We start from the raw sequence: 20,769 nt of genomic DNA, 5'->3' as shown, positions 1-20,769 counted from the left end.
CCATCATGTATACCTGCGCCCACTGCACCGTCAAAGCCTGCCGCCAGGAGCACCCGGACCAGCTGCCCCAGAACTGTCCCATGGGGCTCCATCCGGACACCATGGACACTCCCCAGCCGGAGTATTTCCTGCCGGAGAACCATGAATTTTACGTCAAATGCTCCGAGATCGAGGCCGAGGGCTACGGCCAGTGGCCCCGCATCCGGGAGATCGTGGAGCTGTGCCACGCCATGGGCTACAAAAAAATCGGCCTGGCCTTCTGCGGCGGGCTCCACAAGGAGGCCCGGACCGCCGCCGATATTCTTCGGAAAAACGGCCTGGAGGTGGTCTCCGTCATGTGCAAGACGGGCCACGTACCCAAGCCCGCCGTGGGCATTGAAAAGCAGGTCCGGGGCCCCGGCGCCTTTGAGCCTATGTGCAACCCCATCCTGCAGGCCAAGCTGCTGAACGAGGCGCAAACGGAGCTGAATGTGGTCTTCGGCCTCTGCGTGGGCCACGACAGCATGTTCTACAAATACTCCGACGCCCTGGTGACCACCCTGGTGGTGAAGGACCGGGCCCTGGCCCACAACCCCATAGGGGCCATCCACTGCGCCGACGGCTATATGAAGCCCCGGCTGTTCCCCTATGCCGGGGACTCTGAATGAAAAACCCGCTCCGCCCTTCGGTAAAGGCGGAGCGGGTTTTCTCTGTCGTTCAGTCTGTTCCCTGTTTTGTGCGGGATCGCCCTTCCGGGCGGCAGCGCTTACTTTCTACCGATGTAGACCAGCTGGGTGCAGCGCTGGATGCCGGTTTTCTCCACCCGGGCCTGGATCTCCCTGGCCTCGGCCATGAGGGCGTCGAAGTCGGGATGACCCGCGGCCTTTTTCTCCACGGCGGCGGTGAGTTTGGGGGTCTTCTCCGCCAGCTTCCGGTCCATCTTCTCCTCCTCCAGCATCTCCAGCACCTGCACGTCCTTCAGGTGCAGGCGATCCAGGATGGCCAGGATCTCGTCCTTTTTCCAGGTGGGACGCTGGAAGCCGCCGGAGATCATGTCCAGCTTAGCCTCCAGAGTGTGCTGGGCAAAGTGGGTCTGCTGGGCCTCGTTCTGGTTGTCGGAGAACATCTCGTTGATCAGCAGGGTGCCGCCGGGACGCAGCACCCGCACCAGCTCGTCCAGCACGGCGTCGTAGTTCTCGATGTGGTGCAGGGTGTTGGAGATGGCGGCCAGTTCCACGGAGCCATCCGCGAAATCCAGATGGGCGCCGTCGCCCACCTGGAACTCCACGCCCTTGCCGGCGGACTTCTCTTTGGCCTGCTCCACGGTGGCGGCGTCGCAGTCGATGCCGATGACGCGGGAGCCCTCCGGCATGGCCTCCACCAGGGTGAAGGCGAACTCGCCGAAACGGGTACCCACGTCCAGGGCGATGCCGGGCTTTACATGGGACAGGTATTCCTTCAAATGCAGCATTAGCTCTTCTTGACGGTCTTCTCTTCGTTAGACATAATTTTCCTCCCTCTTTTTCCTGTTGTTGTAATTGCATTCCGTCCATAAAACCGCTTCGGCAGGTATTTCCTGAATTTTGTGTAGCAAACACGCCCGATGTATGCTATACTTTAAAAAATGTTCCCTTATTGCGGCAGTATTTCAGGAATGTTGAATCCATTTCGCATCTCATGTATTGCAAAACCATATACCTTGACGGGAATACTATATCTTGTGGTGCGCGATCAGCAGACGGGTATATTTTTGTCGAACTGCCTCGTTATTCTTTCAAAAATACATCGTCTTTATGAATTTTGACATTTTTCACATTTGCAGCAGACACGAACTGGAATCTTTACGGTAATAGTATCACAGTTGTCTGTTCCTCTCAAATACATTTTTCTTCAATTCCCCCCTGTTTTGACATATGTTTTTTATATGAACTTTTATTTCCAAAAGTGAGGTGGCCCGCAAATGACATTCAAGCAGTTGGAATATTTCCTGGAAATCGCCCGGATGGGCAGCGTCAGCAAGGCCGCACAGATGCTGAATATCTCCCAGCCGCCCCTGAGCATGCAGCTAAAAGCGCTGGAGGATGAATTGGAGGTCCCCCTGTTCAATCGCACCAAGCGGGGACTGGAGATCACGCCGGAGGGCCTGCTGCTGCAGGAGCGGGCAAAGGTCATCATGGCGTTCCTGAAGGAGACCACCCACGACCTTCACAAATTTTCCGACACAAAGGAGTGCACCCTGCGGATCGGCTCCATCGGCTCCATCAACAACCGGCTGCTGCCGGGCATCATCGCCCGCTTCTGCCGGGACTACCCCTATGTCAACTTTCAGGTCCGGGAGGGCCGCACGGACACCGTCCTGAAGGACCTGCAGGAGGGTGTGATCGAGCTGGGCTTTGTACGGGAACCCTTCAACCTGTCCACTTTCCGGTCCATTCCCATCCACCATCCCGCTTTGAAGGAGGGGGAGAACGATTATTTTGCCGCCATCGCCCTGCCCCAGTTCTTCAACGGCTATTACGAGAGTGAAAACGACAGCGACATCATCCCTCTGGGGGACCTGCAGGGCAAGCCCCTGGTCATTCATCAGCGTTACCGGGAGATGCTGGTGAGCCTCTGCCGCAAGCAGGGCTTTACCCCCCACATCATCTGTGAAAACGGCGAGATCCAGTCCTCCCTCAGCTGGGCCCAGGCGGGCATCGGCATCGCCATTGCCCCCTTCACCTCCGCCTCGCTGAACACCGACCCCCGGCTGGTCATCCGGCGGCTGGACACCATCTCCATCGTTCCCCAGGTCTGCCTGGTCTGGAACCCTGCTTCCCAGCTCTCCCCGGAGGCCCGTGCGTTTATACAGATGCTGTAAGACCGCTATCACCATATGCGCCCGCAGGGCCGGATATGCCCGAAAGAAAACCCATCGCCTGCCGTCAGCAGGCGATGGGTCGTTTCATCTCTTATTCTCTTTTTAATCCGGCTTCTTGCGGAAGGTATCCACGATCCGCTGGAATTCTCCCGTGATCTTCCCGTAGTTTTCCTTTCGGTGGGGCAGCGTGCAGGCGCTGCAGTCTTTCACGCCGTTTTCCAAAATCCGAAAGCCGCCGCCGCAGTCCTCTCCCAGGGCGTACAGGGGGCAGTAGCAGAACAGGCAGTTGAATTCCTCCGGGTCCACCCCCTTATGGCAGGGAAAATACTCGCACTCCCGATTGCTGAAAAAGGAAAAATGCTTTCCCACCCAGTAGGGTCTCTTCTCTTCGCTCATGGCACACACCCCCATTACGGTTCCGCCGGGATCGCCCCGGCAGTTTCACACAATATAACACATTCTCCGCTGGTTGTAAACGGGCCTCGTTTGCCCACGGAACCCAAAAAGAGCGGACCGCTTTCGCGGTCCGCTCTTTTATAGGTTTATGCCAGAGACACAGACGCCGGGAGATCAGGCCTCGTACATGGCCTTCAGCTTCAGCAGGTGCTGATAGCGGGCCATGGCCTCGGTCTCGTTCTCCTTGAACAGACGGTCGGCGCGCTCGGGGAACTCGCGGGTCAGACGGCTGTAACGGGCCTCGTTCATCAGGAACTCCTGATAGCCGCCCTTGGGTTCCTTGGAGTCCATGGTGAACTTGGCGCCCTCGGCAGCGGGGTTGAACCGGAACAGGTTCCAGTAGCCGCACTCCACAGCCTTCTTCATCTCCTGCTGGCAGTTCATCATGCCGCCCTTGATGCTGTGCATCTCGCAGGGAGAATAGGCGATGATCAGGGAGGGACCGTGATAGGCCTCGGCCTCCTGGATGGCCTTCAGGGTCTGAGCGGGGTTGGCGCCCATGGCGATCTGAGCCACATAGACGTAGCCGTAGCTCATAGCGATCTCAGCCAGAGACTTCTTCTTGGTCTCCTTACCGGCAGCGGCGAACTGAGCCACCTGGCCGATGTTGGAGGACTTGGAAGCCTGACCGCCGGTGTTGGAGTAGACCTCGGTATCGAAGACGAAGACGTTGACGTCCTTGCCGGAAGCCAGGACATGGTCCACGCCGCCGAAGCCGATATCATAGGCCCAGCCGTCGCCGCCGAAGATCCAGACGGACTTCTTGGCCAGGTATTCCTTCTTGGAGAGGATGTCCTTGCAGGTGGGGCAGCCAGCGGCGGCGCCCTGCTCCAGGACAGCGATCAGAGCCTCGGTGGCGGGGCCGTTGGCGGCGCCGTCGTCCTTGGTGTCCAGATAGGCCTGGACAGCAGCCTTGGCGTCAGCGTGGGTGGCGTCGTCGGCAGCCATGGCGGCCAGCTTGTCGATCAGGCTGTTGCGGATGGCGTCCTGACCCAGGAACATGCCCAGGCCGTGCTCGGCGTTATCCTCGAACAGGGAGTTGGACCAGGCGGGACCGTGGCCGGCCTTGTTGGTGCAGTAGGGAGAAGTAGCAGCGGGGCCGCCCCAGATGGAGGAGCAGCCGGTGGCGTTGGAGATGTACATCCGGTCACCGAACAGCTGGGTGATCAGACGGGCATAGCTGGTCTCGGCGCAGCCGGCGCAGGAGCCGGAGAACTCCAGCATGGGCTGCTTGAACTGGCTGCCCTTGACGGTGTTGTCCTGCATGTCCTTCTTCTCGGCAACGTCAGCCACGCAGTAGTTGAACACATCCTGCTGAGCGGCTTCCTGCTCCTGAGCGACCATGGTCAGAGCGTTGACGGGGCAGACACCCACGCAGACGCCGCAGCCCATGCAGTCCAGAGGAGACACGGCCATGGTGTACTTGTAAACGCCCTTGCCCTTGCCGGCCTTGACGTCCACGATCTTGGCGGCGGCGGGGGCAGCAGCAGCCTCAGCCTCGGTCAGAGCGAAGGGACGGATGGTGGCGTGGGGGCAGACATAAGCGCAGTTGTTGCACTGGATGCACTTGGTGGCGTCCCAGGTGGGAACAGAGACGGCAACGCCGCGCTTCTCATAAGCGGCAGCGCCCAGCTCGAACTGGCCGTCCACGTGCTTGGTGAAGGCGGACACGGGCAGGCTGTCGCCGTCCATGCGGCCCACGGGGTTCAGGATGGTCTTGACCTGCTCCACCAGCTCAGCCTTGCCGGCCAGCTTCACGTCCTCGGTCACGTCCTGAGCGTTGGCCCAGTCGGCGGGAACCTCGAACTTCTTGTAGGCGGTGGCGCCGGCGTCGATGGCCTTGTGGTTCATCTCGACCACGTCCATGCCCTTCTTGGAGTAGGACTTGGTGGCAGCGTCCTTCATGTACTGGATGGCCTCGGACTCAGGCATGACCTTGGCCAGGGAGAAGAAGGCGGACTGCAGGATGGTGTTGGTGCGCTTGCCCATGCCGATTTCCTTGGCCAGGTCGATGGCGTTGATGGTGTAGACCTGGATGTTGTTGTTGGCGATGTAGCGCTTGGAAGCGGCGTCCAGCTTCTCAGCCAGCTCGGCGTCGTCCCACTGGCAGTTGATCAGGAAGGTGCCGCCGGGCTTCACGTCGCGGACGATGGGGAAGCCCTTGGTGATGTAGGCGGGCACGTGGCAGGCCACGAAGTCAGCCTTATTGATGTAGTAAGAAGACTTGATGGGCTTGTCGCCGAAGCGCAGGTGGCTGATGGTCACGCCGCCGGTCTTCTTGGAGTCATACTGGAAGTAGGCCTGGATGTACTTGTCGGTGTGGTCGCCGATGATCTTGGTGGAGTTCTTGTTGGCGCCAACGGTGCCGTCGCCGCCCAGACCCCAGAACTTGCAGGCGATGGTGCCGGCAGGAGCCACGCCGGGAGCGGGCTTCTCTTCCAGAGACAGGTTGGTCACGTCGTCCACGATGCCGATGGTGAACTGACGCTTCATGTCGTCCTTCTTCAGCTCGTCATAGACAGCGAACACGCTGCGGGGAGGAGTATCCTTGCTGCCCAGACCGTAACGGCCGCCGATGACCTTGATGTCGGTCTTGCCGGCGTTGGCCAGAGCGGTGACAACGTCCATGTACAGGGGCTCGCCCAGGGAGCCGGGCTCCTTGGTGCGGTCCAGTACGGCGATCTTCTTGCAGGTTGCGGGGATGGCAGCCAGCAGACGGTCGGCGGCGAAGGGACGATACAGGCGGACCTTGATCAGGCCGACCTTCTCACCCTGGGCCAGCTTGTAGTCGATGACTTCCTCGGCCACGTCGCAGATGGAGCCCATGGCGATGATGACGTGCTCGGCGTCGGGAGCACCGTAGTAGTTGAACAGCTTGTAATCAGTGCCCAGCTTGGCATTGATCTTGTCCATGTACTTCTCCACCACGGCGGGCAGGGCCTCGTAGTAGGGGTTGCAGGCCTCACGATGCTGGAAGAAGATATCGCCGTTCTCGTGAGAACCGCGCATGGAGGGACGCTCGGGGTTCAGGGAGTGCTTGCGGAACGCCTCGACAGCGTCCATGTCGCACATTTCCTTCAGGTCCTCGTAATCCCACACGGCGACCTTCTGGATCTCGTGAGAGGTACGGAAACCGTCGAAGAAGTTGATGAAGGGGACACGGCCCTCGATGGTGGCCAGATGGGCCACGGGACTCAGGTCCATGACCTCCTGCACGCTGCCCTCGCACAGCATGGCGAAGCCGGTCTGACGGCAGGCCATGACGTCGGAGTGGTCACCGAAGATGTTCAGGGCGTGGGTGGAGACGGTACGGGCGGAAACATGGAACACGCAGGGCAGCAGCTCGCCGGCGATCTTGTACATGTTGGGGATCATCAGCAGCAGGCCCTGGGAAGCCGTGTAGGTGCTGGTCATAGCACCGGCGGCCAGGGAGCCGTGGACGGTACCGGAAGCGCCGGCCTCGGACTGCATCTCGCAGACCTTGACGGTGGTACCAAAGATGTTCTTCTGGCCAGCGGCGGACCACTGGTCGACCAAGTCTGCCATGGGAGAGGACGGGGTGATCGGGAAGATACCCGCCACTTCGGTAAATGCGTAGCTGACGTATGCAGCGGCATTGTTACCGTCCATGGACTTGAACTTTCTTGCCATAAACTCTTACCTCCTATAAATCGCTGCCCCACGGCAGCAAGCTTACCAAAACACGAAACTCGGACTCTCTCCCCCGAATTCTCATGCGTCCCAATTATATCACGCGGAATTCCGCCTGTAAACCTGCGCTTTGTTATTTTTTGCACAAAAATTTTCTTTTTCTGCGGAAGAGACAAAATCCGATTTCTTTCTTTGGGTAATTTCCCCCGGCAGGGTTCCCTTTTTCGTCAAAACGTGATATTCTCTATGAAATACAGATCCTTTTTTCTCTTTTTTTCGCAATATCTTTTCCATATGCTCCGGCGCCGAAGGGCAGCCGGACAAGTATATGCAGGAGGCGGCAGTTTTATGGTAGTGACAGTGCGTTCCCTGGGGCTCAGCGGCATCACCGGCTACGAGGTCAGCGCGGAGTGCTTTCTCTCCGGCGGCCTGCCGGCCTTTGACGTGGTGGGTCTGCCGGACGCCGCCGTGCGGGAGGCCCGGGAGCGGGTCCGGGCGGCGGTGAAGAACTGCGGGGCCAAGTTCCCCGTCAGCCGCATCACCGTGAATCTGGCTCCCGCCGGACAGAAAAAAGCTGGCACGGTCTATGACCTGCCCATCTTCGTGGGTATCCTGGCGGCCTCCGAGGCGGTGCCGCCCCTGCCCGCCGACGCCGCCTTCCTCGGAGAGCTGTCCCTCACCGGCGCCCTGCGGGGCGTCTCCGGCGTGCTGCCCATGGCTATGGCGGCCAGACGGGCGGGCATTCGCCAGCTGTTCGTTCCGGCGGAGAACGCCGCCGAAGCCACCCTGGCGGGCGGCCTGACGGTCTACGGCGTGCCGGACGTGCATAGCCTGGTATCCCACCTCCGGGGTGAAGTCCCCCTGTCCCCCGCTGCCGTCTGGGAGCCGGAGGAGGATGACAGTCCCCTGCCGGACCTGCGGGACGTCATGGGCCAGGAAAACGTGAAGCGGGCGCTGGAGATCGCCGCCGCCGGCGGCCACAACCTGCTGCTCATCGGCTCCCCCGGCGCGGGCAAGTCCATGCTGGCCAAGCGACTGCCCTCCATCCTGCCGGACATGAGCCGCGCCGAGGCGCTGGAGGCCTCCGGCATCTGGTCCGTGGCGGGCATGGCGGACCCCAGACACCCCCTGCTGACCCGCCGCCCTTTCCGCAGTCCCCACCACACCGCCTCAGCCACAGCTCTGGCTGGCGGCGGTCCCGCCATGCGGCCCGGAGAAATTTCTCTGGCCCACAACGGCGTGTTGTTCCTGGATGAGCTGCCGGAATTCCACCGGGACGTGCTGGAGGCCATGCGCCAGCCTTTGGAGGACGGCGAGGTGACGGTGGCCCGGGCCGGCGGCACCTTGCACCTGCCCGCCCGGTTCCAGCTGGTGTGCGCCATGAACCCCTGCCGCTGCGGCTGGCGGGGCCACCCCTCCGGCAAGTGCACCTGCTCCGACCGGGAGGTGGAGAAGTACGTGGAGAAGATCTCCGGTCCCCTGCTGGACCGCATCGACCTCCATGTGAACGTCCCCTCGGTGGAGTACGAGGCCATGCGCCGGAAAGAAATCCCGGAGTCCTCCGCCGACGTGAAAAAGAGAGTGGACGCTGCCCGGGCCATCCAGACCCGGCGGTTCGCCGGCACCGGCACCGCCTGCAACGCCCACATGACTCCCGCCCAGATCGGGGAATTTTGCCGTCTGGACACCGCCGGGGAGGCCCTGATGAAAAGCGCCTTCGCCCGCATGGGCCTGACGGCCCGGTCCCACGACCGCATCCTGCGGGTGGCCCGCACCATCGCGGACCTGGACGGCGAAGAAGCCATCGGCGCCGCCCATCTTGCGGAAGCCATCCAATACCGCAACACGGATATATTAAAGGGCTAATACCCCTATTCCTCAGGAGGAGTTTTCATGCACGTCTATACCACAGGCCAGTGGGTCCTGCTGTTTTTCTTCTACTGCTTCTGCGGCTGGGTGTGGGAGAGCTGCTACGTCTCCCTCTGCCAGCGCCACTGGGTAAACCGGGGCTTCCTCCACGGTCCCCTGCTGCCCATCTACGGCTCCGGCGCCATCATCATCCTCTTCGTCACCCTGCCGGCGGCGGGGAACCTGGCTCTGGTGTGGCTGCTGGGCATGCTGGCCGCCACGGCGCTGGAATACGTCACCGGCGCCGTCATGGAACGGATATTCAAGGTCCGCTACTGGGACTACTCCAAGAAGAAGTTCAATCTGGACGGCCACATCTGCCTTTCCAGCTCCATCGCCTGGGGCTTCTTCTCCATCCTGCTGGTGCGGTTCATCCACCCGCCCATCGCCCGGCTGCTGGCGGATGTGCCCGCCTGGCTGGTGGACCCCCTGGCCCTGGCGCTGACCGCCGCTTTCACCGTGGACGTGGTCCGGTCCGTCCAGGCCGCTCTGGACCTGCGGGATATGTTGACCCGGCTGACGGAGGAAAACGAGGACCTGCGGCGCCTTGCCAGGCGGGCCGAGGTGGCCGCCGCCTTCGCGGAGGACGACCTGCGCCGATTCCGGGAAAAGACGGCGCTGGAAAAGCGGCTGCTGCAGAGCCGGGTGGAGGCGGAGCTGGCCGAACAGCGCCAGGCCCGGGAGGAGCGGTCCGAACGCCGTCAGGAGCGGCTTGAGGATCGTCTCCGCCGCCGCGCCGCTGTGAAGCTGGACATTCTGGACACCATCGCCGACGCCCTGGAGACCTGCCGGGACCACCTGGAGGACCTGCCGGACATGACGGCGGAGCGGCTGGCCGAGCGCCGGGAGGACCTGAACGACGCCATCGAAAAGGTCCGGGAGCGCAAGCACGCCGTCCGGGAGCGCACCGCCAGGACCTACCACCGGTCCCTGCGCATCCTGCGGGCCCACCCCTCCGCCATCGCCAGGGGTTTCGAGGAGGCCATGGACGCCCTGCGGAAGCTGGACGACCGCAAATAACAGCGAAAGCCGCACCAAAAGGCGCGGCTTTTCGTCTGCATTTATTTTGCCGGTTCCACCCGCAGGATGGTCCCGGTGAAGGGGTCGATCTCCGACAGCTCCCCGGTGTAGGTCACCGTCACGCTGTCCCCCACGCTGACATCCGCCAGCCCCTCAGGCTTCTTCTCGAAGTTCAGGGCGTAGCTGACGCCGTCCTTGTCCGTCACCACGAACATGAAGTCCTTCACCTCGTCCAGGGTTCCGGTCAGGGTCTTTTCCTCCGCCGTCTCGGTCTTTTTTCCGCCGCAGCCGACGCAGGCCAGCAGCAGCACCGCCGCCAGCAGGCACGCAAATATCCGTTTCATCTGATTTTCCTCATTTCCGCAAGGTCTCATATACTTCCGCCGGGATGGCGAACTCCGGCATCCCCATGGAGCCGGGGACCACGGTGTACTCGTCGAACACCAGCACCAGCTCCCCGCTCTCATTGAAATAGAAGTTCTGGTCCGGGCCGATCTCCGTCAGCTCCTCCGGGAAATAGGAGGCACCGGAGTCCGCGGCCATCCGCTCCTCCATCTGACGCCGCACCTCCCGGGTGAGAACGGCGGACCAGTCCGCGTCCTCCCGGAACAGGTCTTTCAGCGTCACCACCTGGTCGGTTGCCTTGTCGATGTGGTAGAAGCGGCTGAACTGGTAACCGCTGGCCTGGGTCTCCACAGCGTCCACCCGGAGGGTGAACCAGGTGTCACTGTCCGTCACCACGGAGTTGGTGACCGTCAGGTCCCCGTAACTCTCCCCCATGTCGGCGCAGAGCTGTTGGAACTGCTCCATGAGCCGGTCGGTCCAGGTCTGCACCTGGTCGTTCACCACCTGGGCGGCCTGGCTCCCCGCCAGCTCCGGCACGGACACATCCGCGCTGTGGAAGCCGTCGTCGTAGACGTAGTTCCGGAAGGTCACCACCCGCACGATGGCCCCCAGCACCGGCACATCCTCCAGTGCGGCGGCCGCCGCCGGGGACACGTTGGGCACCGCGATGCACAGTGCCAGGGCCGCCGCGGCCCAGGCCGTCCAGCGGTAGGGGCTCCGCTTCCGGGGCCTGGTCTCCTCCAGGGCGGCGCAGGTCTGAAAGACCCGTCCGGCATAATCCTCCGGCAGAGGGAAGGGCTCTTCCTTCGCCCGTCGTCTCAGCATCTCATCAAACTGATCCATGTTGCACCTCATTTCTCTTCCAGCAGAAGGCGCAGCCGCGCCCGTCCCCGGGACAGCCGCGTTTTCACCGCCGCCTCGCTGATCCCCAGCACCTGCCCGATCTCCCGCACGGAAAGCCCCTCGTAGTAGAACAGGGTGACGGTCACCCGCAGGTCGTCGCTCAGGGACAGGACCGCCTGCCACAGGGTCATCCGCTGGTCGTGGTCCAGGCCCTCCGACGACAGCCGGTCCGACACTTCGTCCAGGTCCACGGTAGGCCGCCGCTTGCGGCAGAGATCATAGCACTTGTTGGTCAGGATCCGCAGGATCCACGGCTTGAACCGCTGGACATCCCGCAGGGAATCCCGGCTGGCGAAGGCCGTGCAGATAGCCTCCTGCACCGCGTCCTCGGCGTCCTGGTCCTGCCGGAGGATGGCCTTGGCCGTGCGGAACATGGTCTCCTGGCAGGCGATGACCTGGGTGCAGAAGGCCTCCTTATCCAAAACTTCCTGTGGTTTGAACATCCAGTGGTCTGCTCCTTCCTTGAAAAGGGGGACGCGACGACGAATCATCGCATCCCCGAATGACCGGTCATATAAATAGATGCTCCCGGGCGTCAAAAGGTGACAGCCTTTCGAAAAAAATCAGCGGATGAAGTTGGTCATGGCCCGGTGGCCCCGCTCCGGCACGGGCACCTTGCTCTCCGCCAGGACCTTCACCATCCAGGCCATGTTGCGGCCCAGCTGAGCGGCCACGTCCAGGCCCTCGGTGTCGCCCATCACCTCACCGGGGTCGGCGCCGTGGGCCGCGCCCCAGTAGTCGGAGGTCACCAGCACCATCTCCATGCAGTCCATGGTGGCCAGCAGCTGGTGATAGGTCTCGCTGCCGCCACTGCGCCGCAGGGTGCACAGGGCGCCGCCCACCTTGTGGTGGAACTGGTTCACGCCGCAGCCCGCGGCCAGCATCATGCGGTCCAGCACGCACTTCATATTGCCGGCGATGCCCGCGTGGTACACTGGGGAGGCCAGCAGGATGCCGTCGGCCTCGCAGCAGGCGGCGATGATGTCATTGACGCCGTCGTCCTTCATGACGCAGCGGAGGCTGCCGGTGTCCAGGCAGTTGTAGCAGGCCATGCAGGGGCGGACGTTGGCGCCGGGCTGCAGCACCTCAAATTCCACACCGGCGGCCTCCACCTCCTTGCGGACCACCTCCAGCAGCTGCGCCAGGTTGCCGTTCTTCCGGGGACTGCCGTTGATCGCGACGATTTTCATAAATGGACCCTCCTGATGATGTAATTGGATGTTTTCCAGATGATTATACCGTATCCGCCGGGGCTTGGCAACCAAGAAAAGCCGTATCCGAAAACATCGGATACGGCTCAGCTTGTCGAAAAAGTCTTTTCGACAAGCTGCCGCAAGTTTTTCTGAACTTTTCAAGTTCAGAAAAACTTATGATTAAAAACGAAAGACACCCCTCCTGGGTTTCTTTCGTAACTATCTTCCTTCCCGTCGCGCAAGATTTTCGGGTTTATCGACAGACTAAGCCGCATCCGGAATACCGGATGCGGCTTTGCAACATTAAAACAGTTTTTTCAGAGCGTCCACGGCGCCGGAGACCTTGTCCACGGAGATCTTGGCCTGCACACCCTTGACCACCTTGTCGATCACGTCGTCAGGCAGGTCCACGCCCAGCAGCTTCTCCACCGCCTTCACGGGGTCCTTTTTGAACTGGGCCTGCAGGGCGGTGTCCTTCATGATCTTCTCGGCCAGCTCTTCGATCTTTTCCTTGATATCCGTCACAGTCCGGCCCTCACACTTCCTCCACAGGAGCGTCCACCGCGTTCTTCTTCACGGACTCGATGCCGTTGACGCAGCTGGCCTTGGCCTTGTAGCCCTCGCTGACGGCGACGATCTGGCCGTTGGTGGCCTTCAGGCGGAAGCGGAACTCCCCGGCCTTGTCGGTGTACATCTCGAACTTGGGGTGCTTTTCGGCGGCGAAGCCCTCCACCGTCTGGTCCTCCACAGCGGCCACCGGCGCGTTCTTCTGCACGCTGGCGATGCCCTTGCGGCAGGACTCCTCGGAGGAGTAGACCTCAGAGGTGGCAATGACCTCGCCGTTGCCGGCCTTCAGGTCGAACTTGATACCCGTGTTGGTCTTGCGGATCACGAATTTACCCATGCCATGTACCTCCTATATAATGGATGATGGCACCATGTTACACGAACCACACCGCGATTGCAACAGATTTTTTGGCATTTTTGTCCAGATTTGTCGATTTAGGGAGATCAATTCTGCTCCAGGGCAGCCAGCAGCTCCCGGCGAAGATCATCGCCCCTGGTCCGTCCCCAATGGTCCAGCAGCAGAACGCGGTCCCGTTTGCCCTCCGGGTCAGACGCATCCCTCTGCTTAAACCAGGTCAGTTCCCCTCCAAACTGGCAGCTCCGCTCCCCTGTCCCCCGGATCATCATGTCATCATATAAAATCCGGTAGGTGTCGGACACATAGGACTGGACCCCTGTGCTGCCAAAGAGGGCGGTCCAGTGCAGGTGGTAGGTATGCCGTGCCAGCACCTCCGCCAGGGCCTCCATCTCAGGCGTTCCCGGCTCCGCCGTCAGTTCCGTATTTTCCCCATCATACCGTTGGATACGCAGCTCCACCGGTGCGGAGGTATCCACCAGTTTCGCCAGGGGCCGGGGAAACAGCAGCCAGATGACCGTCCCCACAACTGCCGCCAGTAAAATCACCAGCACAGCCCAAAACCAACTATCTTTTCGTTTTTCCTTCATCATCAAATCCCCCGCAAATCAAAATCCGGGGTGTACTCCTCCCTGGCCGAGGTCCGTTCCTGGGTGTAGCCGTCGGTGATGCCGCAATTCTCCATATATTCTGCCGCCGCCCGGTACTCCGCCCGGGTCACATGGCGGCTCAGGTTCCCCGTCGCTCCCGGCTGGGGGGTGTACTGGCTCATGAGGGAGAACAGCACGTCGCCAGGCTTGAACGTTTCCGCCACCCAGTCGATCACCCGCCGGGTGTTTTCCAGCTCTCCCGGCAGAATCAGGTGCCGGATGAGGACGCCCTTTTTCAGCAGGCCGCCCTCCATTTGATAAGGCCCCGTCTGGCGGAACATCTCCAGAATGGCCTGACTGGCCCATTCAAAATAGTCCTCCGCCGCCGAGTATTTTTTCGCAGGCCCTGGCAGGGCGTATTTCAGGTCCGGCAGGTACACCTGGGCCTTGCCCTCCAGCAGCCGTAAAGTATCGGGCTTTTCATACCCGCCGCAGTTCCACACCACCGGCACCGGCCAGGGCTCGTCCCCCAGGGCTTCCAGAATGACGGGTGTAAAGTGGGTGGGGGTGACCAGGTCCAGACAGGCGGCCCCCTGGGCGATCAGCTCCCGGAAAATCTCCCGCAGGCGCTGCGCTGTGATGGGCCTGCCCACCTCCCCCTGGGAGATGGGGCCGTTCTGGCAGAAGCAGCACCGGAGATTGCAGCCGGAGAAAAACACGGTCCCGGCCCCGTGGTCCCCCACGAGACACGGCTCCTCCCACTGGTGCAGCATCGCCTTGGCGGCCACCGGCAGGCTGGGCTGGCGGCACACGCCGCCCCGTTTTGTTTCCGTTCGTTCCGCCCCGCAGTTCCGGGGACACAAATTGCAGATCATAGCTTCCCCACATCGAAGTCCGGGCCCAGGTTGCCCTCCCGCCAGTGCTTGCGGCACAGGCCGATGTACTGGTCGTTGGCCCCCAGCACCACCTGCGCGCCCTCCTTGAGGACCTTTCCGGTGCTGTCAAACCGGGCGTTGAACATGGCCTTCTTGCCGCACCAGCAAATGGTCTTCACCTCTTCCAGCTTGTCCGCCATCACCAGCAACGCCTCGCTGCCGGGGAACAGGTCCCCCTTGAAGTCCGCCCGCAGGCCGTAGCAGATGACGGGGATGCCCAGGTCGTCCACGATGTACACCAGGTACATGACCTCCTCTTTCGTCAGGAACTGGGCCTCGTCCACGATGATGCAGGCGTTCTGCTGCAATTCCATAATGGTGAGCTGGCGCATCTCGTCGAAGTAGATGCAGGGGTATTTCAGCCCGATGCGGGAGACCACCATGTGGTCGCCGTCCCGGGTGTCCAGCCGGGGTTTTACCAATAGGGTCTGCTGGCCCCGCTCCTCGTAGTTGAACCGAGCCATCAGGGCGTTGGCGGTTTTGCTGGAGCCCATGGCTCCGTATTTGAAATAGAGTTGTGCCATCAGTCAGTGCTCTCCCTCTCTCTGTTTTGCCTGCTCCGCGTATCCGCGAAGCTCGTCTATGTATTCCTGCTGGGTCCGGCTCTCCGGAGTGTCTGGCGCATCCGGCAGGTCCGCCGCCAGCTTGCGGCAGGCCGGGCAATACCACGCCAGCTTATACCGGTTCCAGAAGGTGCCGTCCGTGTCCAGCCTTTCGGCTTCCAGATTGCCGAATAACACTTCGGGCCGCTCCTTATGCCAGTATACCCCATCCCGTCCGCCGTTCAAATATGCAGGCTCCATCTCCTTGCCGCACCAGGGGCAGGTCATGGGCGGCAGCGGCTGCTCCTTCCGGGCCTTCTCCTCTTTCCGAGCCTCGTTCCAGTCCTGGAACTGGTCCAAGAGGCCGGGGCCTTTCTCCTCTTCCTTCACCGGCACAGAGCGCCGCTGTTTGGCAGGGTCGATATCCCAGGGGTCCTCGCTTTTCTTCCAGAACGCCATGGTCAGTCCTCCTCGTCCCGGGCCTGCCGGACGTGGCCCTCAAAGGTCTCTCCCGTCCGCCCCGGAACGAAGGAAATGGGTTCTGGGGTCTCCCTTCCGTGGTAGTAGCACCACAGCCACCGCAGGCACCACGCCAGCTTCCGCACCAGCAGCAACAGCAGGACGACCAGTAAAATATTAAGGAGCTTCATCCTCGTCCACTTCCTCGTAGTCCACGGTGTACACCGGGCCGTCAAACTCCGGTTCCTTTGGCTGTTCCTGCCGGGGCTGCTCCGCAGAGGTGCCCTTGCTCCGGCGGTACAGCACCACGATCACCACGATGATGACAATGGGCACCGCCAGCCGCAGGGCCAGCATCACAAGGCTGAACAGCACCCGGAAAATGCCCAGGGGCAGTCCAAGCAACCATCCCATAGAACTTCTCCTTTCGTGCATCAGTCACAGACCCAGCCCACGGAGGGCGGGTATGTCTTCCTCTGAAATCTGGGGTCCACGCCCCAAGCGGCGGCAATGTCCAGGACATCCTCCTCGCCAGGAAACCAGCCGCTCTCCCGGTCCGCTCTGGGGAAGCGTTCAAAGCCCAAGGCCAGTTCCTCCGGAGTCAGGTCTCCTTCGTCCCTCACTACTCCGGCATCCTGGCAGTTATAATTCCGGACCACTTTCCCGTCTACGTATTTTGTCCAATAATGGTAGTCCGATATGCGGTGAGTCCCAAAGAGCAGCACCTCCGGGAAGCTGTCCACCAAGCGTTCCGTTCTTCCCGGCACGTCCTCCAGGTCCTCCGCCCAGAGGCCCACTGCCAGCACATAGCCGTCCAGGGCCGGGGACACGAACACCCGGCCCTGATATCCCGCATGGGCAAGACCGGTGGTCCAGTTGGCGGGCTTTGGGTCCCGGAGGTCCAAGGCCTCCATCAGCCGGCAGGGGGCTTCACACTTCGCCGCCAGCCACCCCATTTTATATCCAAAGGGCACCGGGCCGTCGGGAGTATCGTCCAGAGGCGTCAAAGCCACCTCCGGAATGTGGGGCAGCACCGCCCCATCGTCAGCCCTGTACTGCTTTTCCGCCGTCTCCCGCCCCCACTTCACCAGCCAGCGCCACATCAGCACCAGCAGCACCGCCAGGATCAGGAGCAGTGCCATATCGAAAAGCCGATTATCTGTCATTTCTGCTCTCCCAATTGTTCCCTCGCTTCTGCGTAGTAGCGGGCGAAGGCCGAGGGGACGGCGTGGGCCTCCAGGCCTGCCGGGTCCACCCATTCCCATTCTTCGGGGCCGTCCCCGGCCACCTCCAATGTATACCCCGTCATGTGCCACTCCACATGGGTGAAGATGTGTTTCGCCGTCAGCTTGTTCTTCCACTGCTTCGGCTCCAGCCCCCAGGCAGTCACCTGGGCCGGGGCGGCTTTCTCGTCCAAAGCCCCCTCCACGTTGGGGAACTCCCACAGTCCCGCCAGCAGGCCGGTGTCCGGGCGGCGGCACAGGGCCACCCGGCCCTCCCGCAGCAGCAAAAATACCGTCTTTTCTTCGATCTTCCGGGCCTTTTTGGGCTTCTTCACCGGCAGGCTCTCCGCCGTGCCGCGGATGCGGCCCAGGCACAGCTCCCGCACCGGGCACACCTCACATTTGGGCGACCCGTTGGGCACGCAGACCGTGGCCCCCAGCTCCATGGTGGCCTGACAGAAAATGCGGATATCCGCTTCCCCGGTGGGCATGACGGCCTGCACCTGCTCCCGGATAGCTTTCTTGGTTTTCGGGTCCAGAATATCGTCGTGGCAGTCGGTGACGCGGGTCACCACCCGCAGGACGTTGCCGTCCACCGCCGCTTCCCGCCGCCCGAAGGCCGCCGCGGCGATGGCGCTGGCGGTATAGTCCCCGATGCCGGGCAGCTTCAACAATCCGTCGTAGGTATCCGGGAAACCGCCCATCTCCACCACGGCTTTCGCCGCCTTCTGCAGATTCCGGGCACGGCTGTAATAGCCCAGGCCCTCCCACAGCTTCATCAGCCGCTCCTCCGGGGCGTTTGCCAAAGCCTCCACCGAGGGGAAGGCTTCCAGAAACCGGGCGTAATAGCCCAACACCGCCGCCACACGGGTCTGCTGCAGCATGATCTCCGACACCCAGATGCGGTAGGGGTCCCGGGTGTGCCGCCAGGGCAGGTCCCGGGCGTTGGCCCGGTACCAGGCCAGCAGCGGCGGCGTGAAGGCCGCCGGCAGCTTTTCAGTTGTCAAATCCAAGTCATTCATGGTATCATCATACCACAGGTCCGGGGGCTTTCCCACCCCCGCCGAAAAAATTTTGAAAAACGCTTGACTTTCCCCCTTCTGGAAGGTGTACGCTGACAGCAGAAACGAGGTGAGCGGCTTGAAGATCAACGAGGTGGAGGCCCTGGTGGGCATCACCAAAAAGAACATCCGCTTTTACGAGGCCGAGGGCCTTCTGACCCCCCGCCGCAACAGCGACAACGGCTACCGGGACTACGGCGAGGCCGAGGTGGACGCCCTGCGGCGCATCAAGCTGCTGCGGAAGCTGGGCTTCCCTCTGGAGGAGATCCGCCAGATGCAGACCGGCAGTCGCACCGTGGGGGACGGCATGCGCCGCCACCTGGTGACCCTGGAGCGGGAGCAGGAGAACCTGCGCTCCGCCGCCCAGCTGTGCGCGGGACTGACGGACTGCGCCGAAAAGCTGGAAGCTCTGGACGCCCAGTCGCTGCTGGAGCGGATGGAGCAGATGGAACAGGAGGGAACAACATTCATGGATAAACAGAAGCTGGATATGAAGCGGCGGTATGTGGCCCCGGTGGTGGCCGCCATCGTCATGGCCATTCTGATGGCGGGGCTCATCTGGCTCTTTTTGTGGGCCTTTGAGACGGACCCGGCCGGCGCGCCGCCCCTGCCGCTGCTGGCGCTGTTCATCGCCATCCCCGGCGTGGTGATCCTGGGCGTGGTCATCGCCCTGGTGCAGCGGCTGCGGGAGATCGGCAAGGGGGATGAAGATGCCGTCAAAAAATACTGAGTTTATCCGGGCCGCCCGGCGGCAGGCCGTCCTGTCGGCCCTGGTCAGCGGCGGATGGCTGGTATTCACCGCTGTTGTACTGCTGCTGGCCCGGTGGATGTGGTGCCCGGAGGGGGCGCTGTCCACGGTGCTGCTGGTGCTGGCCCTTGTGGAGCTGTGTTGTCTGGTACCGCTGGCCCTGAGCCTGCGGAGCCGTTTGAAAGAAATTCAAGGAGGAGAAGAATATGAAGCTCGTCAGTATTGAGACCATCCCCGGTCAGGCCTTTGAGGCCCTGGATGTGGTGAAGGGGACCGTGGTGTACAGCAAAAACTTCGGCCGTGATTTCATGGCCGGCATGAAGACCCTGGTGGGCGGCGAGATCGTGGGCTACACGGAGATGCTCAACGAAGCCCGGGCCATCGCCACCAAGCGGATGGTAGAGGCCGCCGAGGCCCTGGGGGCCGACGCCGTGGTGGGGATGCGGTACGCTTCCTCCTCCGTCATGCAGGGCGCCGCCGAGGTGGTGGCCTACGGCACCGCCGTCAAGTTCGTATGACGCGGGTCACCTTTCTGGACCACAGCGGCTTCCTGGTGGAGCTGCCGTCCGTGACGCTGCTGTTTGACTGGTGGAAAGGGGAACTCCCGGCTTTGCGGCCGGGGGTCCCCCTTCTGGTCTTTTCCAGCCACCGCCACGAGGACCACTTCAAGCCGGAAATATTCGCCCTGGACGCCGACGCCTTCCTGCTGGGCAGCGACATCCGCCTGACACCCCGGAATCTGGAAAAATGGGGACTGACCGAAGAGACCGCCGCCCGGTGCGTCCGTACGGGGAAGCACGACACCCTCTCCCCCCTGCCGGGCGTGACGGTGGAGACCTTTCCCTCCACCGACGAGGGAGTGGCGTTCCTGGTGACGGCAGACGGGCAGGCCGTCTTTCATGCCGGGGATTTGAACTGGTGGCACTGGGAGGGTGAAGATCCCGGCTGGAACCGGAACATGGAGGTCAATTTCAAGCGGTACACGGAGCCCCTCCGGGGACGGCGCATGGACATCGCCATGCTGCCTCTGGACCCCCGGCTGGGAGCGGACGGCTTCCGGGGCCCGAAGCACTTTCTGGAGCTGGCAGACATCCGCCGCTTCCTGCCCATGCACCAGTGGGGCGATTTCGGCTTTACAAAGAAGTTTTTGTCGTGCTATACTACATTCAAACGTCAAACTGTGTGCGTTAACAGAACAGAGCAAATCTTTACATTTGAGGAGGACGATGTATGAAAATCGACGGCAACGAGCTGGCCATCCGGCAGAACGACCTGGACCGGGAGGGCCATCGCAAGGAGGCCATGGCCATCAAGAAGGAATTCCTGAAGCAGGTCCGGGAGAGTGGTGACCACTGCCCCTGCAAGGAGGCCTGTCCTCACCATGGCAATTGCTTTGAGTGCGTGACGCTGCACCGGGGCCACCGGGACCATCTGCCCATGTGCATGTGGGACATGGTGAACGAGCGGCTGCATAAGCTGTCCCTCATGACGGAGGGGACGCTTCATGCCTATGAGGAGGCGCACAAGTAAAGCCTGTCCGCCCATCGCCTCCCTTCCACAGGAACGGGGGGCGCCGCTTTGCGGCGCGGGAATCGCGCCCCTGCCGGGGCGCACGGGGGATGAACCCCCCATTTCTCTTTGTCTTGACAAAGAGAAACGGGCCGTTCACGGTCCAAAGAGAAACCGCTTGGGCGGATCAACTTGACATCTTTGTGTCAAGTTGACCGCAATACGGGGGTCGTCGTGGCCGGTGCCCATGTAACTTGATAGTCTCCTACCGGGTGCGCTATACCCTGGCGGAACAGGGAATTGCTTCCCCGCATTTGGGAGTACTGGCTTGCTTTCGGGGTGGTCAACGAATGGAATTGCTTCTCTTTCCGCTGCCGCTCCCCACTCCCGGGAGGGGAATCCAAAGGGGAGGGGCTGCGGCCCCTCCCCTTTGTGTCGTTAGGGGGTGTGGGGGCGGAATCGAAA

General features: G+C 62.0%; 26 protein-coding genes and 1 pseudogene. 9 read left to right on the top strand and 18 right to left on the bottom strand.

Going from position 1 to position 20,769, the window contains the following annotated elements; genetic code table 11:
- The first annotated feature begins 5 nt into the window (after nucleotides 1–5).
- Complete coding sequence (locus JQM66_RS07600; protein WP_235229283.1) at nucleotides 6–647, top strand: DUF1847 domain-containing protein; 642 nt, start codon at nucleotides 6–8, stop codon at nucleotides 645–647.
- A gap of 98 nt (nucleotides 648–745) precedes the next feature.
- Here JQM66_RS07600 and JQM66_RS07595 read toward each other — a convergent pair.
- Nucleotides 746–1,459: pseudogene (locus tag JQM66_RS07595) on the bottom strand (class I SAM-dependent methyltransferase); the annotation flags it as partial.
- Nucleotides 1,460–1,939: 480 nt separating this feature from the next.
- Between JQM66_RS07595 and JQM66_RS07590 the strand changes: the two are divergent.
- A complete protein-coding gene (locus JQM66_RS07590) occupies nucleotides 1,940–2,839 on the top strand; it encodes a LysR family transcriptional regulator (RefSeq protein ID WP_235229281.1) in 900 nt (299 codons plus the stop codon).
- Nucleotides 2,840–2,941: 102 nt separating this feature from the next.
- Here the strand turns inward: JQM66_RS07590 and JQM66_RS07585 are convergent, their stop codons facing one another.
- The 3 genes from JQM66_RS07585 to JQM66_RS07575 all read right to left on the bottom strand — a co-directional run bounded on the left by JQM66_RS07585 (nucleotide 2,942) and on the right by JQM66_RS07575 (nucleotide 7,240).
- Nucleotides 2,942–3,235, bottom strand: a complete 294-nt coding sequence (locus JQM66_RS07585) for a cysteine-rich small domain-containing protein (RefSeq protein WP_235229280.1) — start codon at nucleotides 3,233–3,235, stop codon at nucleotides 2,942–2,944.
- 174 nt (nucleotides 3,236–3,409) lie between these two features.
- A complete protein-coding gene (gene nifJ / locus JQM66_RS07580) occupies nucleotides 3,410–6,946 on the bottom strand; it encodes a pyruvate:ferredoxin (flavodoxin) oxidoreductase (RefSeq protein ID WP_235229279.1) in 3,537 nt (1,178 codons plus the stop codon).
- A 99-nt stretch (nucleotides 6,947–7,045) separates the two neighbouring features.
- On the bottom strand, nucleotides 7,046–7,240 hold the full coding sequence (locus JQM66_RS07575) for a hypothetical protein (protein WP_235229278.1): 195 nt from the start codon (nucleotides 7,238–7,240) through the stop codon (nucleotides 7,046–7,048).
- 54 nt (nucleotides 7,241–7,294) lie between these two features.
- Here JQM66_RS07575 and JQM66_RS07570 point away from each other — a divergent pair, with 54 nt between their 5' ends.
- Both JQM66_RS07570 and JQM66_RS07565 read left to right on the top strand, forming a co-directional pair.
- Complete coding sequence (locus JQM66_RS07570) at nucleotides 7,295–8,812, top strand: YifB family Mg chelatase-like AAA ATPase (protein WP_235229277.1); 1,518 nt, start codon at nucleotides 7,295–7,297, stop codon at nucleotides 8,810–8,812.
- Between the two features lie 27 nt (nucleotides 8,813–8,839).
- Complete coding sequence (locus JQM66_RS07565) at nucleotides 8,840–9,874, top strand: putative ABC transporter permease (protein ID WP_235229276.1); 1,035 nt, start codon at nucleotides 8,840–8,842, stop codon at nucleotides 9,872–9,874.
- Nucleotides 9,875–9,915: 41 nt separating this feature from the next.
- On the opposite strand, the gene JQM66_RS07560 is transcribed toward JQM66_RS07565, so the two are convergent.
- The 14 genes from JQM66_RS07560 to mutY form a co-directional block, all read right to left on the bottom strand.
- Nucleotides 9,916–10,218 (bottom strand): hypothetical protein, encoded by a 303-nt coding sequence (locus JQM66_RS07560; protein WP_235229275.1) that lies wholly within the window; start codon nucleotides 10,216–10,218, stop codon nucleotides 9,916–9,918.
- Nucleotides 10,219–10,228: 10 nt separating this feature from the next.
- On the bottom strand, nucleotides 10,229–11,062 hold the full coding sequence (locus JQM66_RS07555) for an RsiV family protein (protein WP_235229274.1): 834 nt from the start codon (nucleotides 11,060–11,062) through the stop codon (nucleotides 10,229–10,231).
- 8 nt (nucleotides 11,063–11,070) lie between these two features.
- Entirely contained in the window at nucleotides 11,071–11,565 is a 495-nt protein-coding gene (locus JQM66_RS07550; RefSeq protein ID WP_235229273.1) for an RNA polymerase sigma factor, read from the bottom strand.
- A 120-nt stretch (nucleotides 11,566–11,685) separates the two neighbouring features.
- On the bottom strand, nucleotides 11,686–12,312 hold the full coding sequence (locus tag JQM66_RS07545; protein WP_235229272.1) for a flavodoxin family protein: 627 nt from the start codon (nucleotides 12,310–12,312) through the stop codon (nucleotides 11,686–11,688).
- Between the two features lie 306 nt (nucleotides 12,313–12,618).
- Nucleotides 12,619–12,840, bottom strand: coding sequence for a hypothetical protein (locus JQM66_RS07540; RefSeq protein WP_235229271.1), 222 nt, complete (start codon nucleotides 12,838–12,840; stop codon nucleotides 12,619–12,621).
- Between the two features lie 10 nt (nucleotides 12,841–12,850).
- Nucleotides 12,851–13,219, bottom strand: coding sequence for a YegP family protein (locus JQM66_RS12845; protein WP_235229270.1), 369 nt, complete (start codon nucleotides 13,217–13,219; stop codon nucleotides 12,851–12,853).
- A 107-nt stretch (nucleotides 13,220–13,326) separates the two neighbouring features.
- Nucleotides 13,327–13,830 carry a hypothetical protein gene (locus tag JQM66_RS07530; protein WP_235229269.1) on the bottom strand — a complete coding sequence of 168 codons (504 nt, stop codon included), beginning with the start codon at nucleotides 13,828–13,830 and terminating at the stop codon, nucleotides 13,327–13,329.
- On the bottom strand, nucleotides 13,830–14,702 hold the full coding sequence (locus JQM66_RS07525; RefSeq protein ID WP_235229268.1) for a radical SAM protein: 873 nt from the start codon (nucleotides 14,700–14,702) through the stop codon (nucleotides 13,830–13,832). The genes JQM66_RS07530 and JQM66_RS07525 overlap by 1 nt, the downstream gene beginning before the upstream one ends.
- Nucleotides 14,699–15,286, bottom strand: coding sequence for a thymidine kinase (locus tag JQM66_RS07520; RefSeq protein WP_235229267.1), 588 nt, complete (start codon nucleotides 15,284–15,286; stop codon nucleotides 14,699–14,701). The genes JQM66_RS07525 and JQM66_RS07520 overlap by 4 nt, the downstream gene beginning before the upstream one ends.
- A 3-nt stretch (nucleotides 15,287–15,289) precedes the next feature.
- Complete coding sequence (locus tag JQM66_RS07515) at nucleotides 15,290–15,763, bottom strand: PF20097 family protein (protein WP_235229266.1); 474 nt, start codon at nucleotides 15,761–15,763, stop codon at nucleotides 15,290–15,292.
- A gap of 2 nt (nucleotides 15,764–15,765) precedes the next feature.
- Nucleotides 15,766–15,954, bottom strand: a complete 189-nt coding sequence (locus tag JQM66_RS07510; RefSeq protein ID WP_235229265.1) for a hypothetical protein — start codon at nucleotides 15,952–15,954, stop codon at nucleotides 15,766–15,768.
- Nucleotides 15,941–16,177 carry a hypothetical protein gene (locus JQM66_RS07505; protein ID WP_235229264.1) on the bottom strand — a complete coding sequence of 79 codons (237 nt, stop codon included), beginning with the start codon at nucleotides 16,175–16,177 and terminating at the stop codon, nucleotides 15,941–15,943. The genes JQM66_RS07510 and JQM66_RS07505 overlap by 14 nt, the downstream gene beginning before the upstream one ends.
- 20 nt (nucleotides 16,178–16,197) lie before the next feature.
- Nucleotides 16,198–16,929 (bottom strand): hypothetical protein, encoded by a 732-nt coding sequence (locus tag JQM66_RS07500; protein WP_235229263.1) that lies wholly within the window; start codon nucleotides 16,927–16,929, stop codon nucleotides 16,198–16,200.
- Complete coding sequence (gene mutY, locus JQM66_RS07495; RefSeq protein ID WP_235229262.1) at nucleotides 16,926–18,008, bottom strand: A/G-specific adenine glycosylase; 1,083 nt, start codon at nucleotides 18,006–18,008, stop codon at nucleotides 16,926–16,928. Before mutY ends, JQM66_RS07500 begins: the two co-directional genes overlap by 4 nt.
- 118 nt (nucleotides 18,009–18,126) lie before the next feature.
- Here mutY and JQM66_RS07490 point away from each other — a divergent pair, with 118 nt between their 5' ends.
- The 5 genes from JQM66_RS07490 to JQM66_RS07470 are packed head-to-tail and all read left to right on the top strand — an operon-like array spanning nucleotide 18,127 to nucleotide 20,325.
- Nucleotides 18,127–18,777, top strand: a complete 651-nt coding sequence (locus JQM66_RS07490; RefSeq protein WP_235229261.1) for a MerR family transcriptional regulator — start codon at nucleotides 18,127–18,129, stop codon at nucleotides 18,775–18,777.
- The gene (locus tag JQM66_RS07485; RefSeq protein WP_235229260.1) at nucleotides 18,758–19,021 is read left to right on the top strand and encodes a hypothetical protein; all 264 of its coding nucleotides are present in this window, start codon (nucleotides 18,758–18,760) and stop codon (nucleotides 19,019–19,021) included. The genes JQM66_RS07490 and JQM66_RS07485 overlap by 20 nt, the downstream gene beginning before the upstream one ends.
- Entirely contained in the window at nucleotides 19,002–19,313 is a 312-nt protein-coding gene (locus tag JQM66_RS07480; protein ID WP_235229259.1) for a YbjQ family protein, read from the top strand. The genes JQM66_RS07485 and JQM66_RS07480 overlap by 20 nt, the downstream gene beginning before the upstream one ends.
- Nucleotides 19,310–20,029 (top strand): MBL fold metallo-hydrolase, encoded by a 720-nt coding sequence (locus JQM66_RS07475; RefSeq protein ID WP_235229258.1) that lies wholly within the window; start codon nucleotides 19,310–19,312, stop codon nucleotides 20,027–20,029. Before JQM66_RS07480 ends, JQM66_RS07475 begins: the two co-directional genes overlap by 4 nt.
- Nucleotides 20,026–20,325, top strand: a complete 300-nt coding sequence (locus JQM66_RS07470; RefSeq protein ID WP_235229257.1) for an LPS biosynthesis protein — start codon at nucleotides 20,026–20,028, stop codon at nucleotides 20,323–20,325. The genes JQM66_RS07475 and JQM66_RS07470 overlap by 4 nt, the downstream gene beginning before the upstream one ends.
- The last annotated feature ends 444 nt before the right edge of the window (nucleotides 20,326–20,769 follow it).

Origin of the sequence: Oscillibacter valericigenes (assembly GCF_021531915.1) — a bacterium.
GTDB classification, from domain to species: Bacteria; Bacillota; Clostridia; order Oscillospirales; family Oscillospiraceae; genus Oscillibacter; species Oscillibacter valericigenes_A.
Note: the sequence above shows the minus strand (reverse complement) of the source record. Positions and strands in the feature narration are given on the sequence as shown.

Excerpts from the sequence above, each read along its gene's own strand:
- JQM66_RS07600 (WP_235229283.1), top strand. The coding sequence starts at position 6 with ATGTATACCTGCGCCCACTGCACCGTCAAAGCCTGCCGCCAGGAGCAC.
- JQM66_RS07590 (WP_235229281.1), top strand. The coding sequence starts at position 1,940 with ATGACATTCAAGCAGTTGGAATATTTCCTGGAAATCGCCCGGATGGGC.
- JQM66_RS07585 (WP_235229280.1), bottom strand. The coding sequence starts at position 3,235 with ATGAGCGAAGAGAAGAGACCCTACTGGGTGGGAAAGCATTTTTCCTTT.
- nifJ (WP_235229279.1), bottom strand. The coding sequence starts at position 6,946 with ATGGCAAGAAAGTTCAAGTCCATGGACGGTAACAATGCCGCTGCATAC.
- JQM66_RS07575 (WP_235229278.1), bottom strand. The coding sequence starts at position 7,240 with ATGGAAAAGATATTGCGAAAAAAAGAGAAAAAAGGATCTGTATTTCAT.
- JQM66_RS07570 (WP_235229277.1), top strand. The coding sequence starts at position 7,295 with ATGGTAGTGACAGTGCGTTCCCTGGGGCTCAGCGGCATCACCGGCTAC.
- JQM66_RS07565 (WP_235229276.1), top strand. The coding sequence starts at position 8,840 with ATGCACGTCTATACCACAGGCCAGTGGGTCCTGCTGTTTTTCTTCTAC.
- JQM66_RS07560 (WP_235229275.1), bottom strand. The coding sequence starts at position 10,218 with ATGAAACGGATATTTGCGTGCCTGCTGGCGGCGGTGCTGCTGCTGGCC.
- JQM66_RS07555 (WP_235229274.1), bottom strand. The coding sequence starts at position 11,062 with ATGGATCAGTTTGATGAGATGCTGAGACGACGGGCGAAGGAAGAGCCC.
- JQM66_RS07550 (WP_235229273.1), bottom strand. The coding sequence starts at position 11,565 with ATGTTCAAACCACAGGAAGTTTTGGATAAGGAGGCCTTCTGCACCCAG.
- JQM66_RS07545 (WP_235229272.1), bottom strand. The coding sequence starts at position 12,312 with ATGAAAATCGTCGCGATCAACGGCAGTCCCCGGAAGAACGGCAACCTG.
- JQM66_RS12845 (WP_235229270.1), bottom strand. The coding sequence starts at position 13,219 with ATGGGTAAATTCGTGATCCGCAAGACCAACACGGGTATCAAGTTCGAC.
- JQM66_RS07530 (WP_235229269.1), bottom strand. The coding sequence starts at position 13,830 with ATGATGAAGGAAAAACGAAAAGATAGTTGGTTTTGGGCTGTGCTGGTG.
- JQM66_RS07525 (WP_235229268.1), bottom strand. The coding sequence starts at position 14,702 with ATGATCTGCAATTTGTGTCCCCGGAACTGCGGGGCGGAACGAACGGAA.
- JQM66_RS07520 (WP_235229267.1), bottom strand. The coding sequence starts at position 15,286 with ATGGCACAACTCTATTTCAAATACGGAGCCATGGGCTCCAGCAAAACC.
- JQM66_RS07515 (WP_235229266.1), bottom strand. The coding sequence starts at position 15,763 with ATGGCGTTCTGGAAGAAAAGCGAGGACCCCTGGGATATCGACCCTGCC.
- JQM66_RS07510 (WP_235229265.1), bottom strand. The coding sequence starts at position 15,954 with ATGAAGCTCCTTAATATTTTACTGGTCGTCCTGCTGTTGCTGCTGGTG.
- JQM66_RS07505 (WP_235229264.1), bottom strand. The coding sequence starts at position 16,177 with ATGGGATGGTTGCTTGGACTGCCCCTGGGCATTTTCCGGGTGCTGTTC.
- JQM66_RS07500 (WP_235229263.1), bottom strand. The coding sequence starts at position 16,929 with ATGACAGATAATCGGCTTTTCGATATGGCACTGCTCCTGATCCTGGCG.
- mutY (WP_235229262.1), bottom strand. The coding sequence starts at position 18,008 with ATGAATGACTTGGATTTGACAACTGAAAAGCTGCCGGCGGCCTTCACG.
- JQM66_RS07485 (WP_235229260.1), top strand. The coding sequence starts at position 18,758 with ATGCCGTCAAAAAATACTGAGTTTATCCGGGCCGCCCGGCGGCAGGCC.
- JQM66_RS07480 (WP_235229259.1), top strand. The coding sequence starts at position 19,002 with ATGAAGCTCGTCAGTATTGAGACCATCCCCGGTCAGGCCTTTGAGGCC.
- JQM66_RS07475 (WP_235229258.1), top strand. The coding sequence starts at position 19,310 with ATGACGCGGGTCACCTTTCTGGACCACAGCGGCTTCCTGGTGGAGCTG.
- JQM66_RS07470 (WP_235229257.1), top strand. The coding sequence starts at position 20,026 with ATGAAAATCGACGGCAACGAGCTGGCCATCCGGCAGAACGACCTGGAC.